This window comes from Nitratireductor sp. OM-1, from assembly GCF_003296175.1.
Lineage (GTDB): Bacteria > Pseudomonadota > Alphaproteobacteria > Rhizobiales > Rhizobiaceae > Nitratireductor > Nitratireductor aquimarinus.
In genome coordinates, this window is the sequence record NZ_CP029208.1 from 3,545,177 (window position 1) to 3,560,888 (window position 15,712).

Here is a 15,712-nt window from a genome sequence, read left to right on the forward strand (position 1 = left end):
TCCATTGCGGCAATATTCATGGGTGCTGACCCTAAGTAGCCGCCAGAGCAAAAAGAAAGCCGGCCAGAAAACTGGCCGGCAATCGGCGCGCATGGTTCGGGTCGGGGGGATGGTGGGGCGCGCGCCTGGAGCAAGAACACACACGCCCCGCAAAGGTTCCGCACCGTTTCAATTTTATCGAACGCGCACGAACACCCGCGCGTGAGACCGTCTCAGCGCTGCCAGCCCTGTGCGCCGATGAGCGGCACGAAGGACACCGGCGCGAGATCCTCGGTGCGGAAGTTCTCCTCCCCGTCCCGCGTCACGCATGTCAGCTTCTGGGGACCGGAGGCGGAGCCGACGGGCATGATCAGCCGCCCGCCCATGGCAAGCTGCGCGCGCAGCGCCTCCGGCACACGTGGCCCGGCCGCAGCGATGATGATCGCATCAAACGGCGCTTTCTCGGGAAGCCCGAGCGTTCCATCGCCCACGGAAAGCGTGACATTGTCGAGATAACCGCCCGTCTCCAGCCGCTCGCGGGCGGCTGTGGCAAGCGTGTCATGTCGCTCGATCGAAAAGACGTGGCCGGCGAGCAGAGAGAGGATTGCGGTGGAGTAGCCAGACCCCGTGCCCACTTCGAGAACCCGGCTTTCAGGCCCGAGCTCCGCCGCTTCCGTCATCAGGGCAACGATATAGGGTTGGGAAATGGTCTGCCCGTCGCCAATGGGCAGGGCCCCGTCTTCATAGGCGAGTTCGGCGAGATGATCGGGAACGAAGCGTTCGCGCGGCACCTGCGCCATGGCGTCCAGAACCGCTTCGGAGGCAATACCGCGCCGCCTGAGCACCGCCAGCATCTCTGCGCGGCGCACTGTCTGCATGTCTGTGTCGTCGTCTCTGCTCACGCCTGCCCGGCTCGATCAAGGATTGGTTCCACAATCCCTATAATGTCGCCAAAAGGGCTGCAACGTCCATAGTTGGATGTGATCTGAGCTTGGCCACAAACGTGCGGCGAAGACCTAAAGAGAGGTTCTTTTTCAACTTTGAAGGAAGATTGGTGGGTGATACAGGGCTCGAACCTGTGACCCGCTGATTAAGAGTCAGCTGCTCTACCAACTGAGCTAATCACCCGACCGATCCGTGCGGCGAAGAAGTTGCCGTCAACCGAATGACCGGCTCCTTAAAGGGTTTTTCTCAAGCTGGCAAGACACTCTGACACGGGTTTGTCACTTTTCTCAAATGAACAGCCTTCCCTCCGCCACGCGAACCGCCTGACCACCGATCCGGGCAGCCTCGATACGGCCCGCAAACGCTTCAATTTCAAGGCGTATGCTCGATGGACGGCCCATTTCCAGCCCCTGCTCGATCAGAAAGCCGTGCGCGCCGTCCACAAGCGCGTCATGGCGCATTATTGCGCCGGCAAAGGCTGCTGCGGCCGATCCCGTGGCCGGATCTTCACTGATTCCCAGATCATTGCCGAACATGCGGGCATGAAAGGCGTGATCGTGATTCACCGTCTCGCGGCAATAGACATAGGGATTGGCCACGCGCCCGTTCAGCTCCGGCACCAGAGAGGACCAGAGCGCCGGATCGAACCTGGCGCGCGCGGCCACATCGAGATTGGCGACCGGCACGCAGACATAGGGAACGCCAGCGCTCCACACGCCAACAACGTGGTTCTCAAAACCGATCTCGTGATGGCCGAGCCCAAGTGCGGCCGCCACCGCCTCCGGCTCAAAAGAACCTGCCACGGGTTCGGGAAGCTTCGGCAGGTCGAATTCGGCATAAGCGGCCTGCGCGCCGAGCGACACAGCGCAGCGCACCGGCCCGACCGTCTCTTCCAGCATAAGAATCGAAGTCTGCGCGCGCTCCTGCCCTTCGCCCGCCCGTTCCGCCAGGGCAATGGCCGTGCCCACCGTGGGATGGCCGGCAAAGGGCAGTTCACACCCCGGCGTGAAGATGCGCAGTCTGGCGGCGTGGTTCTTTTCGTCAGGTGGAAAGACGAACACGGTCTCGGAAAGATTGAACTCGCCGGCGATCCGCTGCATGGCCGCGTCATCCAACCCTTCGCTGTCAAGAACGATGGCCAGCGGGTTTCCCGTGAGGGCCTCGGCGGAAAAAACGTCATAAATATAATAGTTTCGCCCGTTCATCCTGCCTCCAGATAAAAATGCACTGCCCGGAGCGAAAGAGTGCTCTCGTCCAGTTTCCTGCCATCTTTTGTCCACTTTCCTGTTACCACGTTAAGATCACAGGCGCGCGCTCAATGCTGCGATGGGTCCATGAAAAAGACAGGCAGCGATCCACAGGCGATCGCATCGACGCATGTTCGAGGCACTAGCCAAAAAGCCAAGCCTTCCCAGAGAAAAAAACGCCGATGGCCGCTAGCGCTGCCAGTCGCCGGGCTCCTTGCGACCGGCGCATGGTTTTTCGCCGGCGCGCAATCCGGCCAGACGATGGCAGGCTATATGAGCCAGCCGGTGGAACGCGGCGATCTGGTGGCGCGCGTGGCGACGACCGCCGTCTTGCGGCCGCGCACGCAGATCCAGATCTCCAGTGAGCTGAAAGGAACGGTGCAGTCCGTCCCCGTGATGCAGAACCAGCGCGTGAAACGCGGCGATATCCTCATCCAGCTTGATTCCACCATATTCGAGTATGAGCTGGAGCGCTCGGCCGCACTGGTCGAAGCCGCCGAGGCGAGCCTTTCCGATGCGATGATCGCCCTTGAAGAAACCGACCAGAAGCTCACCCGCGCAAAGGCGCTGCGCCATCGCAATGCGCTCAGCGAGCAGAAGCTGGAAGACGTGCAGGCCGAGCGAAACCGCGCCGCCAACCGCGTCGAGACAGCCAAGGCCGATCTTGCGGTCAAGCAGGTGGATCTGAAACTCCGGCGCTTCGACCTGAGCCGCAGCAGGATCCGCTCGCCCATTGATGGCATCGTGCTGGCGAGAAAGGCCGAACCCGGCCGCACCGTCTATGCATCTTCGGAAGACAGCGTGCTGTTCATCCTTGCCGAGGACCTGGAAAGGATGGAACTCATCGCCAAGGTGAACGAAGCCGATATCGGATCGATTGCCGAGGGACAGGAAGCAACCTTTCTGGTGGACGCCTATCCCGATCGCACCTTCAGAGCGACGATCCGTGACGTGTCGTTCGCACACCGGCGCGAAAACAATCTCGTGACCTATGAAGCCAATCTGGATGTGCGCAATGACGACCTGAAGCTCAGGCCGGGGATGACCGCATCCGTGTCGATCACCACCGACGAAACGACAAATGCGCTTCTGATCCCCACCAGCGCGCTGCGCTATCGGCCGCAGACGGTTGAGCCCGAAAGCTCCGAGGAAACGAACGCCGAAGACGCACCGGGCAAGGCGCTCGTTCATGTGCTCGGAGAGGATGGAGAGCCGCAGCCGGTGCGCGTGGAGCTCGGGGTGCGCAACTGGGAGAAAGCGGAGGTTCTTTCCGGCCTAACAGAGGGGCAGCGCGTCATCACTGGCGATGCGCTGCACACGCAATAGCGATGGACGCCGAAAGCGCGAGCACGCCGCTCATCGCCTTCGAGGCCGTCTGGCGCAGCTATGGCGCCGGAGACACGCAGGTGCATGCGCTGGCCGGCGCGAGCTTTGACATTGCCCGTGGCTCCTTCGTGGCGGTGACCGGCCCCTCGGGCTCGGGAAAATCGACCGCGATGAACATTCTGGGCGCGCTCGACGTGCCGACGGGTGGCGCGTACCACTTCATGGGCGAAGATGCCGGCACGTTCGACAAGCCCCGCCGCGCCGACCTGCGCAACCGGCATATCGGCTTCGTCTTCCAGGGCTACAATCTCCTGCCCCGCACCACGGCGCTGGAAAACATCGAGCTCCCCCTTATCTATCGGGGCCTGCCAAGGCGCACCCGGCAGGAACTCGCGGAAGAAGCGCTCCTGCAAGTGGGGCTTGAAGGCCGTGGCCACCACACACCAAACGAGCTTTCCGGCGGACAGCAGCAGCGCGTGGCGATTGCGCGCGCACTGGTTTCGGAACCCACACTCCTTCTGGCGGACGAGCCGACCGGCAATCTCGACACCGAACGCAGCCATGAGATCATGGAGCTTCTGACCGCGCTCAACCGCGAACACGGGCTCACAATCGTGATGGTGACGCATGAGCCGGACATCGCGGCATTCGCCGGTCGGCAGATCGGGTTTCGCGACGGGCGCATCGCCTTCGACAGCGCCACGGGGGATGCGGCGTCATGCTGATGCAGTCGATTCTGCTTGCGCTGCGCTCCATCGCTCGCAACAAGCTGCGCTCGCTGCTCACGCTTCTTGGCGTGATCATCGGCGTTGCCGCAGTGATCGCGCTTCTCACCATCGGCGGAGGCGCACGCGAACACATAAATGCGGGAATGGCGAATATGGGCAGCCGCCTCATCTTCGTGTTCGCAGGCGAACGGCCAGATCCCTCGGCTCCGGTAATAAACGAGGCCAAACCACTCACCAATGCGCATTTCAACGGCCTCGAAAAGGCCATTGGCAGTCAGGCCATTGTCGCGGCCGTCGCCACGACCAGTATGCGCGCCTCTTTTGGTGCGCGAAGCGTTTCTGCGCAGGTCACGGGTGCCAGCGAAAATCACTTCCTGCAACGCGAATGGAAGCTTGGACGTGGTCGCCTGTTTTCGCCCGTGGAAGCCGAGAGCAGCGCCAGCGTCTGCGTTATCGGCAGCCAGGTTTCAAAAGCGCTGTTCGGCCAGGAGAGTGCGCTAAGCGCACGCATCAGGATCGGCCCGGCGCATTGCAGGGTGGTCGGCGAGCTGAGCGCGAGAGGCTCTTCCTTCTCCGGCCAGCAGGACATGCAGGTCTATGTCCCGCTCGGCCTGTTCCAGACCCGGCTCAGCGGCAAGACGGAAATCAATGAAATATTGATCAATGCGCCAAACCAGGCCGCAATCGAACCGCTGAAAGCCCAGATCACGCAGGAAATGCGCAATCTGCGCCGCATAGGCCCCGGTCGCAATGACGATTTTCAGGTCGATGACATGGCCGAATACATAGAGCAGACAAACGCGCTCGTCGGCAGCATCACGGCGTTTCTGAGCGCTATCGCCGCCATCAGCCTTCTGGTGGGCGGCATCGGCATCATGAACATCATGCTGGTCTCGGTCACCGAGCGCACACGGGAGATCGGCATCCGCATGGCGATAGGCGCGCGTCAGCGGGACATTCTGGTGCAGTTTCTGACCGAGGCTTCCGTGCTGTCGCTGCTGGGCGGCCTGACCGGCATAGCGCTTGGGCTCGCCATCGCATGGGGCGTGACCACACTGATGGGGGTGCACTTCGCGCCCGGCCTTGCCGACATTGCCGCCATCACGGCCATCTCCATCGCCATCGGCATCGTTTTCGGCTTTTTCCCGGCGCTGCGCGGCGCGCGGCTAGACCCGATCGAGGCCCTGCGGCACGAATAGAGCAATTTTGGGAAAAGTGGACACCGGATTTCCGTCCGGAATTGCGCAAAAACGCTCTCGATCAGGCGATGTCGAGCTGAACCACGACCGGGCAATGATCGGATGCCTTGGGGCGGTCCCAGCCGACGCGCGGGAAACGCGGCACATCCTGCTCGGGCGGAAAGATGGTGCGCCAGGGCTGGCCGGCGCGGATGATCTCCGGCACGGCCCGCGTGTTGTGGCGGGCGAGCGCCCGCGACGCCAGAAGATAGTCGAGCTGGCACAGATGCCGCTCTTCCGGCCCGCGCGTGTGATAGAGCGTCCAGCGGTCCATTTCCGGGCGACGCTCCACGAGGTTTTCGCAGAAATCGCCCGCGGTCAGCGCATTGACGCTCGATTGTTCTTCCGTCGCCGGCTCGAACCGATAGCCCAGATGCGCCTCACCGGTGATGATGACGCGCTCGCGATAATCGTTGAGATCGCCGCAAATGACCCAGCGCTTTTCCGCCGCCCGTTCAGCACCGCCAAAACGCTGCTCGATGATGTGCCGCACCGCCGCCGCTTCGGCCATGCGCACCGGCATGGAAGCCGTGCGCCCGTCCATGCCATTGCGCGGCGGGCTCATCGCCTTGAAATGCACCACATAAAGCGTGAGCGGCCGGCCACCGACCTTGATGTCCAGCTCCAGACAATCGCGCCGGAAAATGCGCTCATGCGGCTCAATGCCAAGTTCGGCCAGTTCCTCATTGTGCAGATCGAGATCGGCGAAGGTCAGATGCGCATGGCTGGTCATGCGCACGAACTCGATGGGCTGGCCATGCGCCGTTTCCGGCCGCATCATCACCGCCACATCAATGCCGCGGGAATCATTGCCGGAAGCGGAATATTTCTCCCGGTAGCCATTGCCGATCATCTTGAACAGATAGCCATATTCGAACGCCTTGAGCGCTGCGAGATTGTCGACCTCCTGAAGGCACAGAATGTCCGCGCGCGTTGCGGCAATGGCCAGCGCCGTCAGCTGGCGCGCATCATCCGTCAGCGCAATGGCGCGGGCCTGTTCAAGCGCACGGTAATGCGCCTCGTCCTCGATCTCATAGAGCGCGAGGGCGCGATCCCTGCGCAGATCATTGCGGAAACCGGAGAAATCGAACCGGTTCATCAGGTTTTCGACGTTGAATGTGGCAAGGCGGAGGGACATGCATGCACGTTTAACCGGCATGGCGATGAATACAAGCCCGCGTTTTGACGCCCCCCTCTCGCAACCGTCTCATTCATCACGCGTTCATGGTGGATATGATTGGTTATGATACCATCAGCACATGCAACAATTCTTGAAAAATGGGGTTGAAGGGCATCTTGGGGGCGCCTGAAAACAGGAGACCATCATGAAACGCAATCTCGTCAACATCGCCTGTTCGGGGCTGCTTGCGTTAGGCTTCGCCGTCATCGGCGCACCGGCCAACGCCAATGCACTGGGCATTGCCGGCAGCGCGACGACAAACGCGGTCGAGCGCTCTGCAACGCAGGCGCCCGTCGTGCAGGTTGACCGCCGCGAGCGCCGGAACTGGCGCAGGCACAATGACCGTCGCAAATGGCGGCACCGCCACAACCGCCGCGACTGGCACAGAAGGGGCCCAAGCGCCGGCTTCTATTTCGAGTTCGGCCGCCCTGCCCCGTATTACTACCGTCCGCGCTATGTGCGCCCGCCGCAGTATCGCCGGCCGGTAAGGCTTTCGCGCGCACATGTGAACTGGTGCTATGACCGCTACCGCTCCTATCGCGCGTCGGACAACACGTTCCAGCCCTATCACGGCCCGCGCAAGCGCTGCATCTCGCCCTATTACCGCTAGGGCACCGGTCTGACGGAACACGAAATGGCGCGGCGAGAGCCGCGCCATTTTTCGTTCACCCGGGCAATCTGAATTTTCAAAAAGTCTGAATACAATCAGACTTTTAAATCGAAACGGCACGCATAGGCTTCAGGACGTCACCCTGGAGTTGCGCCTCATGTTTCATCTGAGACTTATCCTGATTGCCCTGTTTTGCCTGCTCGGTGTAGAGACGACTTCTGCCGGCAGCCTCGTCGGCTGGGCGGATGCGGACCGCGCCTGCGCCGATGGCTGGGCCGATGGCTGGAACGAGCGCCGCGCCATGCGCCGGCTGTTTCCGGGCCGCATGCAGCTCACGCTTGGCGAAGCACACCGCCGGCACTGGCGCGAGCGCTGCCCCCACGAACGCCGCTGGCGCGACCGTGCCGTGCCCTTCTGGTCACGCTGGCACGATCCCCATGGCCGCTTCGCCGGCGAATTCTACGGCTTCAACGATGTCTACGGCCCCGGCCGGCCGATCCTGCGCCCGCGCCATGGCGCGCGCAGCTTTCACTGGCGGTATGAACGGCAGCCGGAGCAGCGCCGCACCGCAAGGCGGGCCTATCCCGGCCACGACGCCCGCGCGACGCATCTTGCCTGGTGTCACGACCGCTATCGCTCCTACCGCGCGCACGACAACACGTTCCAGCCTTATAAAGGGGCGCGCAGAGTGTGTGTTTCGCCTTATGGGCGTTAGGGCGCGATTGGCCCGGTCGGGTGCCACGACGTGGGATGCATTAGGATTTCCAGGCGTGTTCGGTCCTGTTGCAGCAGCGTTGTGCGTGGTTCGACAAGCTCACCATGAGGGATGGGTAGAGGCTTGCAGAAGCGTTTGGTTCCGGGGCTTTGTCAACAGGACTGCAGCGATCCCCCCTCCCTCATGGTGAGCTTGTCGAACCACGCACAACATCATTGCAACGCGCCATCATGCACTGTGCATCACTGATGGCGTATCAGACCTTTCACAGTGCTCGACTTCCCCGAAAGCCCCCACCCACCCATCAGCCGCGAAAGAGTGCGCGATAGGCGCGTGGCGTCATGCCGCGCAGCGCCTTGAACTGGCGGTTGAAATTGGCCAAAGCGCGATAGCCGACAGCCTCGGCCACATGGCCGATGGGCTGATCGCCGGATGAAAGCCTGGCGCACGCCTCGCCGATGCGCAGCCGCATCACATAGTCTGAAATGCTGGTGCGCATGTGGCGGCGAAAGAGCCGGTGCAGGCCGGACGGGCTGAGCGCCGCGATCCCGGCCAGATCCTCATTGGCGATGCCGGCGGCATAATGCCTGTGAATGTGGAGCAGCACGCGGTCGATGCGCTCGCGGTCGGCGCTGTCGAGATCACGGGCGGCAACCGTGCCCGCCAGCGGCGCGGCCCCGTCATCGCCGGCCAGAACCAGAAGCACCCGCACCAGCGCCAGAAAGCGCTCGGCCAGCTCCGCCTCGAACAGCGCCTCGATCATCGGCCGGGCGCGCGACGCCGCCTGCGGCGAAAAGGCGAGCCCCGCCTCCGCCCGCGCCAGAAGCCCGGCAATGGGCCGCAACTCGGCAAACCCCTCGCCCAGCGCCTGCGCCCATTCATGGCGAAACCACATGACCAGCGCCACATGCGGGCGCGCGGGGTCTGGCCGGGCGCGCGAGGCCCAGGTGTGCGGCAGGTTCGCGCCCACCAGAACCAGATCGCCATCGCCATATTCGCCCACATGATCGCCGACAAAACGCTGCCCCTGAGAATTAAGCGTCAGCGTCAGCTCATATTCGGGATGGTGGTGCCACTCGAAGGGAATGCCCTCCTCCAGCCGCCGGTTCAAAAGGCTCCACGACGCGCCGGGAATGGCGGGCAGCTTTTCCAGAAACGGTCTCATAGAGCGCACTCACAGGCCATGACGCCAGAATAGTATCAATATCGGCCATGTGAGTACAACACCGCCCGCGCAAGCGCGCTAGGCTTGCAAGGCAGGATATCTGGGAGGAAGCCATGCAGGAAGCAGCCATCAAGCGCGATGCGCATCCCTCGTCGACCAAGGTCGGCTCACAGCTCAAGGACATCGAGAAGACCCTGCCGCTGCGCGTTCTCTCGAAGGACGACTGGCAGCACTGGATCACCAAGGGCTATGTGATCGTGCGGCAGGCCGTGCCGCGCGAGAATGTGGAGCGGCTGGCGGAGCTCCTGTGGGCGTTCGACGAGAAAGACCCGAACGATCCCTCCACCTGGTATGCCCCGCAGCGCCGCGCGCACAAGATGAAGGAGCTCAACAACACCGGCATGCTGGAGATCTACAATCACCAGTATCTGTGGGACAACCGCATGGAGCCGCGCATCTATGACGCCTTCGTGGACATATGGGACCGCGAAGATCTGTGGGTGACCATCGACCGCGCCAATCTGAACGTGCCGAAGAAGAGCCCCGGCAATCCCAACGGCTTCATCCACTGGGACGCCGACACCTCGCTCCGCCCGCTGCCCATCGGCGTTCAGGGCGTGCTGAGCCTGAAGAAGCAGGACGGCGATGTGGGCGGGTTCCAGTGCATTCCCGAACTGTTCGAGCATTTTGACGAATGGGTGAAGACCCAGCCCGCCGACCGCGACCCGATGCACCCGGACATAACGGGCCTTTCGATCACCAATATCGACATGGAAGCCGGCGACCTCCTGATCTTCAACTCGCTTCTGGCGCATGGCGTGCGGCCCAACCATTCGAAGGACCGGGTGCGGATGGCGCAATATGTGTCGATGCATCCGGCCGAGTTCGAGAACGAGGCGGAACGGCGCGAGCGCATCCGCCTGTGGCGCGAACGCGACCACCCCAAACGCGACGCCTTCCCCGGCGACCCGCGCGAATGGGAGAAGAAGAACGCGAAAACGGCGAAGCTTACGGAGCTGGGGGAGAAGCTCTTGGGCTTGAAGGGGTGGGATTGAGGGGGGAGTTGGCGCGGCTCGAAAGCGACCTCCGCTGAAAGCGGAGGTGGGGCCGCAAGTAGACTGGCCGCTAAGCTGCTCCGATTGAGTTAGCTGACATAAGTCGGCCCCTGAACACGTCGGCACTCGGCCCAAAACAGACGTCCCTTTATAGAACATGCGCTGCGGTGCAGCATCGCGGAATCGGACGTTCAAGTCGTGCATTCCAACTCAGTCGACGCAAAGGTCTTCGGTAAGTAGGATGCTGCACCGACAAAAATAAGAAGGCATAGAGCATGGCGCTGTTTCTTGGATACGATCCAGGCGGGAAAGGTAAAAACGGTGTTGCGGCAATTCAGGTGGTATCCGATATGCCAAAGATTGTGGACAAAGCGACAGTTCGCGATGCCGCCGAGGCGCTGTCTTGGCTTCAGGCCCATGCAAAATCAGCGGTTGCGCTCGGCATAGACACCCTCTTGGCCTGGTCACCCAAGGGAGGGAGGGCCTGTGATGATGCTCTACGGCGCAAATATGGAGGCAACTCGATTGTCGCGCAGAACTCCTTATACAGCTCCATGACCTTGAATGGCGCGATTGTAGCCAAGCGTCTTGGATTGCCGGTCTACGAAAGCCACCCCAAGCTGTTGCTCCGCGTATCCGGCGAGAATGCAATCCGTGAGGTCTATCAAGACGCACTTGCAAGCTCGGGAGAAGATCATGAGGGTGACGCCATCGTTGCGGCCTGGTGTGCAGCCATGGGGCACAATCGAAAATGGATTGTGGATCTCTTCTCAGACATTGAAGATGACATAGAACTTGTGGTGCCCAGAGCTTGCTACCCTTGGTTTGAGGGCCTGTAATACATCCCAGCTTGGGGCAATAATTGCCAAAGCTTGAGATCGGCCCTTAGCTACCTTCCACTCACCACGCCGATGCCGCGCTGCAGCTTCACCAGACCGGCCATTTATCCATGGCGCAGCATTTTCGGAGGAAGAAGGTCGGCAGAGCGGACGAAGCGGACGTTCAATCGAACAGCACGGACCAGTCCGACAGAAAAGCATCTCGCGTCAGATTACCGGGCGACATCTCCATGCGCTCATTCGCTTGGGTCAACCGGACAAACACCAATTTTCGATCGCCATCTTGTGCCCAACCCACGAACCAACCCCATCCGCGTGCGTAGTCGAAGCTGCGGTCCGCGCGGCGCGGGTAGGCTGTGCCGGTTTTCCCGTAGATCACCCAGTTGCCGGTCTGCCAACTCTGGATGATGGCGCGCGCGTTCTGCATGGCCTGAGGCGAAACGGGGAGTGTTTCCAATACCAGAGACCGCAAGAAAGCCGCCTGCTCGACAGGGGAGACCAGAAGGGATGAGGCAACCCATGCACGCTCAAGCCCATTCCCGAAACCGGGGTCGCCGGAAAAATCCGCATTCCCATACCCGAAGTCTTGGGCGTATCGGGCTAAGACCTGCTCGCCAATCGTCCGGGTGATCCGCTGAGAATACCAAATCACCGAGTATCGCATCCAGTCTGTCGGATCGGTGTTCCTTGTCCAATTGGCACCGCCCCAGTCGGGATCGCCCGCCTGAAATGCCCAAACGGGCTCATGTGAATTTCTCAGGATACCGGCGTCGTAAGCCATGACAGCGAGGGGGACCTTGAAAGTCGATGCCGGCGTCACACGGGACTGGCAATCGCCCTCTTCCATCAAGACATGCTCCGACGCGGCATCAAGTATCAGGGTGCAGACCGTGTCTGCCTTTGCTGACAATGAGAAAGACGCCATCGCGATCAGTATTAAGAAAATGCGCAAATCAACTGCTTTCAACGTCTCAAGTCCTGTCCCGAACTAGCAAAATTGCCAGTCCTTGTGAAATGGCGAGTTGAAGCCGCATTGCCGCAAAAGTGCAGTCGGGGCCCAAATGACCGCCTCCCCAAATTGGTCGCCAGCCCCCCCCCTCACTCAAACGCCACGCCGATCTCCGTCAGGCTGCGCCAGCGGATGACCGCCGGGCGGACGCGGTCGCTGCCTTCTATCTCTATGTAGAAGGCGTCCGGCACGGCGCAGATGTCGCCGAAGCGGATGCGCGCACCGTGCGCGTTCTGGTCGAGAACAGCGCCCAGAAGCATGCAGCCGCCATGGTTCCAGAAGAGCCTCGCGTGACGCGTCGCATCCTCGCGGCCGGCCGCGCGGCGCTCTGAGGGAAACGGGCGGTCCGCGTCCGCCAGTTTTCCGCCCGCCCGTCTTTCGCCCGCCCGTCTTTCGTCCACCGGCCTTTTCATGTCCGACATCATCTTCGCCTCCTGGCCTTGCCCACGCCCGCAGGCGCGGCTGGCTTTTCGCCTCCATGCCCGTTCGCCTCCATGCCCGTCAGGCGCGCCTGACCGGTGGCAAGAGGCCCATGCGGTTCTTGCGGTACTTGTGGGTCATGCAGCGAAAACCGTGCCAGAAACCTGTTTCATCGCGGGACAGGCAGGCGGAAGACCGGCAAAGAAAAAGGCCGCGGGCGATGCCGCGGCCTTCTGTCTGAGACTTTGGAAAAGATCAGTTCTTTTCCTTGTCCACCAGCTTGTTCTTGGAGATCCACGGCATCATGCCGCGCAGCTTCTCGCCAACTTCCTCGATCGGATGCTCGTCGTTCAGGCGACGGGTCGCTTTGAAGCGGGCCGCACCTGCGTGCCACTCCTGCATCCACTCGGTGGTGAAACGGCCGGACTGGATGTCGTGCAGAACGCGCTTCATCTCTGCCTTGGTCTCTGCCGTGATGATGCGCGGGCCAGAGACATACTCGCCCCACTCAGCGGTGTTGGAGATGGAGTAGTTCATGTTGGCAATGCCGCCCTCATAGATGAGGTCGACGATCAGCTTCACTTCGTGCAGGCACTCGAAATAGGCCATTTCGGGAGCGTAACCGCCCTCGACCAGCGTCTCGAAGCCGGCGCGGATGAGCTCGACAAGACCGCCGCACAGAACGACCTGCTCACCGAACAGATCCGTCTCGCACTCTTCGCGGAACGTGGTCTCGATGATGCCCGAACGGCCGCCGCCAACGCCGCAGGCGTAGGACAGGCCGAGGTCCAGCGCATTGCCGGAAGCGTCCTGGTGAACGGCGACCAGGCACGGCACGCCGCCGCCCTTCTCATATTCGCCGCGCACGGTGTGGCCCGGGCCCTTCGGCGCGACCATCAGCACGTCGACGGTCTTCTTCGGCTCGATCAGGCCGAAATGCACATTGAGGCCGTGCGCGAAGGCAATGGCCGCACCGTCGCGGATGTTCGGCGCGATCTCGGAATTGTAGATGCCGGCCTGCAGCTCGTCGGGCGTGGCCATCATCATCAGGTCGGCCCATGCAGCAGCCTCGGCCACCGACATCACCTTGAGGCCATCGGCCTCGACCTTCTTGGCGGTTGCAGAACCCGGACGCAGCGCCACGGCGATTTCCTTGGCGCCGGAATCCTTCAGGTTCAGCGCGTGCGCGCGACCCTGGCTGCCATAACCGATAATGGCGACCTTCTTGCTCTTGATGAGATTGAGATCGGCATCGCGATCATAATACACCCGCATACTCAATTCCTTTCCTGATCCAACTGACTGTTGTTCACCTTCGACCGCCTTAGACGCTGTCGCGGCCGGTCGTCTCGTTTTTCCGCACCCCGAAAAGCACGAAAAACTGGTCCACCGCCTCTTCTGCAAGGGCGGCGTAATGTTCAGGCCGGCGCACACCGGCCTCGCCCAGAAGCATGCGCACATGAAGGTCGCGCACGATCAAGCCGTATAATGTGTGATAGGCAGTTTCGCGGTCGTGATAAGCAATAAGGCCGCGCTGCCTGCCGGCCTCCAAAAGCGCGCCGGCACGTTTATCAATACCATGCCGACCCCGCTCAATAAGAAGCGCGCCGAGCCGGCTACCTTCCCGGCTCGCCTGTCCAATGGCCAACCGGTTAAGCGCCAGCGATACATCTCCACCGAGAACCTGCAAGAGGTCATTTGCGAAATCCACCAGATGCGTGCGGAACCGGCAAAGATCCAGCCGCTCGCCGCCGTCGATCTGGGCGCGCACCTTGCTCGCCTGATGGGAGATCATGGCCGCCAGAAGACCGTCGCGGTCTCCGAACCATTTGTAGAGGCTTTCCTTGGAGCAGTTGGCCGCGCGCGCCAGCCCGGCGGTCGTCAGCGCGCGCTCGCCGCCTTCCAGCAGGAGGCCCAGCGCCTTGTCCAGAACCGCGCGCTGGCGCGGTGTGAATGTATCCTGCATTTCCGACATGTGGCGCACGAAGGTCTCTGTTCCCGTTTACGGATCGTACCGTACGGTACGGTTCTGTCATAGGGAAAAACAAAATGCAAGCCGCTTTGCCACAGGGTCCGGGGAGATTGCGCCCCTCGCCCGCCCGGCCCTGCGAAACGGCATCGGCCCCGCATCCTGTGGATACGGGGCCGAGCGATGAAGACAGGCGGTCAGGCCGGGCTCTGGCTATGAGCTTTTCAGAAAAAGCGGAAGCGCTCCACGTGGATGACAGCTTCTTTCTCCCCGCTTGCGGGGAGAAGGTCCCGGCAGGGGGATGAGGGGCTGACGCGGCGCATGAAAGTCTCGCCATATGTGGGTTCGCGGAACCTGGCGCCCGCCCCTCATCCTCACCTTCTCCCCGCGCGCGGGGAGAAGGGGGCCTTGACGGTGGGGCCTGGTCGTTTGACGGCGTGCGGCTTTGGGCCGTTGGGCGGGACGGTCGGGCAGCCTCCTTCTCCCCACGCGCGGGGAGAAGGGGGCTTCGAAGTCGGCGCCCGCAATTGCCCAAGAAGAATGAATGAGAGCGTTTCGCGATGCAATGAAGAGTGGAGACCGCTGGAAGCAGGTCGTTCAGCGCCCGCACTGGCGCATCTGGCGGCCGTAATTACTGGACATGGTCGCCGCTTTGCGGGCGGATTTCTGCATCTGCGGATTGTTGCGCCATACGCCGCGCCGATAGCCCGCATGGCCGGCATAATAGTTCAGGTAAAGGCTGTAGGCGTCGTTGAGCGCCACGCCATTGGTGCGGTTGCTGGTCTGGTGATACCAGCCGACGAAATCCACCGCATCGGCGAAGCTGCTGCGCCGCGCCATCATATTGCCGGTCTCGCGCTTGTAGCGCTGCCAGGTGCCATCAAGCGCCTGCGAATAGCCATAGGCGCTGGAGGCGCGCTTCCACGGAATGAAGCCGAGCAGCTTGCGGCGCGGCGGGCGCGCATCGGCGTCGAAGCCAGATTCGATGCGGATGGTGGCCATCAGCACTTCCGCCGGCACGCCATATTTGCGCTCGGCGCGCTTGGCCTGCGTATACCAGCCGCCGAAAAAGCTCTGCTTCTGGTCGAACACGGTACAAACATTGTTGATGCTGCGCGGCGTCGAGGCACAGCCTGCCAACGCCAGCGCGAGCAGCACGGTCACTGCAACGATACGCATTAAAACACCTCAAAACCCACCCCATGCATAGGTCAGGGAATCCTAAGAAACCCTGTCCATGCGCGTTAACGGTCTGGGCAATGCCGTGACCATTTGCGGGCGATTTGG

Annotated in this window: 16 protein-coding genes and 1 tRNA gene; 7 read left to right on the forward strand and 10 right to left on the reverse strand. The window is 61.9% G+C overall.

Annotated elements, in window-relative coordinates; genetic code table 11:
* Positions 1-212: 212 nt before the first annotated feature.
* The 3 genes from DEJ54_RS16905 to DEJ54_RS16915 all read right to left on the reverse strand — a co-directional run bounded on the left by DEJ54_RS16905 (position 213) and on the right by DEJ54_RS16915 (position 2,129).
* Entirely contained in the window at positions 213-857 is a 645-nt protein-coding gene (locus DEJ54_RS16905; protein WP_204360827.1) for a protein-L-isoaspartate(D-aspartate) O-methyltransferase, read from the reverse strand.
* A 174-nt stretch (positions 858-1,031) separates the two neighbouring features.
* A tRNA-Lys gene (locus tag DEJ54_RS16910) sits at positions 1,032-1,107 on the reverse strand.
* 104 nt (positions 1,108-1,211) lie between these two features.
* Entirely contained in the window at positions 1,212-2,129 is a 918-nt protein-coding gene (locus tag DEJ54_RS16915) for a PhzF family phenazine biosynthesis protein (protein WP_113155582.1), read from the reverse strand.
* 303 nt (positions 2,130-2,432) lie between these two features.
* On the opposite strand from DEJ54_RS16915, the gene DEJ54_RS16920 reads away from it, so the two are divergent.
* Genes DEJ54_RS16920 through DEJ54_RS16930 form a run of 3 tightly spaced genes read left to right on the forward strand, consistent with a single transcriptional unit; the run spans position 2,433 to position 5,424 of the window.
* Positions 2,433-3,497 carry an efflux RND transporter periplasmic adaptor subunit gene (locus DEJ54_RS16920; RefSeq protein ID WP_162742330.1) on the forward strand — a complete coding sequence of 355 codons (1,065 nt, stop codon included), beginning with the start codon at positions 2,433-2,435 and terminating at the stop codon, positions 3,495-3,497.
* A gap of 2 nt (positions 3,498-3,499) precedes the next feature.
* Entirely contained in the window at positions 3,500-4,222 is a 723-nt protein-coding gene (locus tag DEJ54_RS16925) for an ABC transporter ATP-binding protein (protein WP_113155584.1), read from the forward strand.
* A complete protein-coding gene (locus DEJ54_RS16930) occupies positions 4,216-5,424 on the forward strand; it encodes an ABC transporter permease (RefSeq protein ID WP_113155585.1) in 1,209 nt (402 codons plus the stop codon). Before DEJ54_RS16925 ends, DEJ54_RS16930 begins: the two co-directional genes overlap by 7 nt.
* A 61-nt stretch (positions 5,425-5,485) precedes the next feature.
* On the opposite strand, the gene DEJ54_RS16935 is transcribed toward DEJ54_RS16930, so the two are convergent.
* The gene (locus tag DEJ54_RS16935; RefSeq protein WP_113156364.1) at positions 5,486-6,601 is read right to left on the reverse strand and encodes an endonuclease/exonuclease/phosphatase family protein; all 1,116 of its coding nucleotides are present in this window, start codon (positions 6,599-6,601) and stop codon (positions 5,486-5,488) included.
* A 187-nt stretch (positions 6,602-6,788) separates the two neighbouring features.
* Here DEJ54_RS16935 and DEJ54_RS16940 point away from each other — a divergent pair, with 187 nt between their 5' ends.
* Both DEJ54_RS16940 and DEJ54_RS16945 read left to right on the forward strand, forming a co-directional pair.
* A complete protein-coding gene (locus tag DEJ54_RS16940; protein WP_113155586.1) occupies positions 6,789-7,253 on the forward strand; it encodes a BA14K family protein in 465 nt (154 codons plus the stop codon).
* Between the two features lie 157 nt (positions 7,254-7,410).
* Complete coding sequence (locus tag DEJ54_RS16945) at positions 7,411-7,968, forward strand: BA14K family protein (RefSeq protein WP_245447607.1); 558 nt, start codon at positions 7,411-7,413, stop codon at positions 7,966-7,968.
* Positions 7,969-8,272: 304 nt separating this feature from the next.
* Here DEJ54_RS16945 and DEJ54_RS16950 read toward each other — a convergent pair whose 3' ends face one another.
* On the reverse strand, positions 8,273-9,133 hold the full coding sequence (locus DEJ54_RS16950; protein ID WP_113155587.1) for an AraC family transcriptional regulator: 861 nt from the start codon (positions 9,131-9,133) through the stop codon (positions 8,273-8,275).
* A gap of 113 nt (positions 9,134-9,246) precedes the next feature.
* Here DEJ54_RS16950 and DEJ54_RS16955 point away from each other — a divergent pair, with 113 nt between their 5' ends.
* Positions 9,247-10,188, forward strand: coding sequence for a phytanoyl-CoA dioxygenase family protein (locus DEJ54_RS16955; RefSeq protein ID WP_113155588.1), 942 nt, complete (start codon positions 9,247-9,249; stop codon positions 10,186-10,188).
* Between the two features lie 275 nt (positions 10,189-10,463).
* Complete coding sequence (locus tag DEJ54_RS16960) at positions 10,464-11,027, forward strand: DUF429 domain-containing protein (RefSeq protein WP_113155589.1); 564 nt, start codon at positions 10,464-10,466, stop codon at positions 11,025-11,027.
* Between the two features lie 163 nt (positions 11,028-11,190).
* On the opposite strand, the gene blaOXA is transcribed toward DEJ54_RS16960, so the two are convergent.
* The 5 genes from blaOXA to DEJ54_RS16985 all read right to left on the reverse strand — a co-directional run bounded on the left by blaOXA (position 11,191) and on the right by DEJ54_RS16985 (position 15,604).
* Entirely contained in the window at positions 11,191-11,952 is a 762-nt protein-coding gene (gene blaOXA, locus DEJ54_RS16965) for a class D beta-lactamase (protein WP_113156366.1), read from the reverse strand.
* Between the two features lie 173 nt (positions 11,953-12,125).
* Positions 12,126-12,458: a hypothetical protein gene (locus DEJ54_RS16970; RefSeq protein ID WP_162742331.1), complete on the reverse strand. Its 333-nt coding sequence runs from the start codon at positions 12,456-12,458 to the stop codon at positions 12,126-12,128.
* Positions 12,459-12,711: 253 nt separating this feature from the next.
* A complete protein-coding gene (ilvC, locus tag DEJ54_RS16975) occupies positions 12,712-13,731 on the reverse strand; it encodes a ketol-acid reductoisomerase (protein ID WP_113155591.1) in 1,020 nt (339 codons plus the stop codon).
* A 49-nt stretch (positions 13,732-13,780) separates the two neighbouring features.
* Positions 13,781-14,431: a TetR/AcrR family transcriptional regulator gene (locus DEJ54_RS16980; protein WP_113155592.1), complete on the reverse strand. Its 651-nt coding sequence runs from the start codon at positions 14,429-14,431 to the stop codon at positions 13,781-13,783.
* 591 nt (positions 14,432-15,022) lie between these two features.
* Complete coding sequence (locus DEJ54_RS16985) at positions 15,023-15,604, reverse strand: hypothetical protein (RefSeq protein ID WP_113155593.1); 582 nt, start codon at positions 15,602-15,604, stop codon at positions 15,023-15,025.
* Positions 15,605-15,712 lie beyond the last annotated feature (108 nt).

What these genes read in the sequence shown, in the direction of transcription:
- DEJ54_RS16905 (WP_204360827.1), bottom strand. Translation starts at nt 857, where the DNA reads ATGCAGACAGTGCGCCGCGCAGAGATGCTGGCGGTGCTCAGGCGGCGC.
- DEJ54_RS16915 (WP_113155582.1), bottom strand. Translation starts at nt 2,129, where the DNA reads ATGAACGGGCGAAACTATTATATTTATGACGTTTTTTCCGCCGAGGCC.
- DEJ54_RS16920 (WP_162742330.1), top strand. Translation starts at nt 2,433, where the DNA reads ATGGCAGGCTATATGAGCCAGCCGGTGGAACGCGGCGATCTGGTGGCG.
- DEJ54_RS16925 (WP_113155584.1), top strand. Translation starts at nt 3,500, where the DNA reads ATGGACGCCGAAAGCGCGAGCACGCCGCTCATCGCCTTCGAGGCCGTC.
- DEJ54_RS16930 (WP_113155585.1), top strand. Translation starts at nt 4,216, where the DNA reads ATGCTGATGCAGTCGATTCTGCTTGCGCTGCGCTCCATCGCTCGCAAC.
- DEJ54_RS16935 (WP_113156364.1), bottom strand. Translation starts at nt 6,601, where the DNA reads ATGTCCCTCCGCCTTGCCACATTCAACGTCGAAAACCTGATGAACCGG.
- DEJ54_RS16940 (WP_113155586.1), top strand. Translation starts at nt 6,789, where the DNA reads ATGAAACGCAATCTCGTCAACATCGCCTGTTCGGGGCTGCTTGCGTTA.
- DEJ54_RS16945 (WP_245447607.1), top strand. Translation starts at nt 7,411, where the DNA reads ATGTTTCATCTGAGACTTATCCTGATTGCCCTGTTTTGCCTGCTCGGT.
- DEJ54_RS16950 (WP_113155587.1), bottom strand. Translation starts at nt 9,133, where the DNA reads ATGAGACCGTTTCTGGAAAAGCTGCCCGCCATTCCCGGCGCGTCGTGG.
- DEJ54_RS16955 (WP_113155588.1), top strand. Translation starts at nt 9,247, where the DNA reads ATGCAGGAAGCAGCCATCAAGCGCGATGCGCATCCCTCGTCGACCAAG.
- DEJ54_RS16960 (WP_113155589.1), top strand. Translation starts at nt 10,464, where the DNA reads ATGGCGCTGTTTCTTGGATACGATCCAGGCGGGAAAGGTAAAAACGGT.
- blaOXA (WP_113156366.1), bottom strand. Translation starts at nt 11,952, where the DNA reads ATGGCGTCTTTCTCATTGTCAGCAAAGGCAGACACGGTCTGCACCCTG.
- DEJ54_RS16970 (WP_162742331.1), bottom strand. Translation starts at nt 12,458, where the DNA reads ATGTCGGACATGAAAAGGCCGGTGGACGAAAGACGGGCGGGCGAAAGA.
- ilvC (WP_113155591.1), bottom strand. Translation starts at nt 13,731, where the DNA reads ATGCGGGTGTATTATGATCGCGATGCCGATCTCAATCTCATCAAGAGC.
- DEJ54_RS16980 (WP_113155592.1), bottom strand. Translation starts at nt 14,431, where the DNA reads ATGTCGGAAATGCAGGATACATTCACACCGCGCCAGCGCGCGGTTCTG.
- DEJ54_RS16985 (WP_113155593.1), bottom strand. Translation starts at nt 15,604, where the DNA reads ATGCGTATCGTTGCAGTGACCGTGCTGCTCGCGCTGGCGTTGGCAGGC.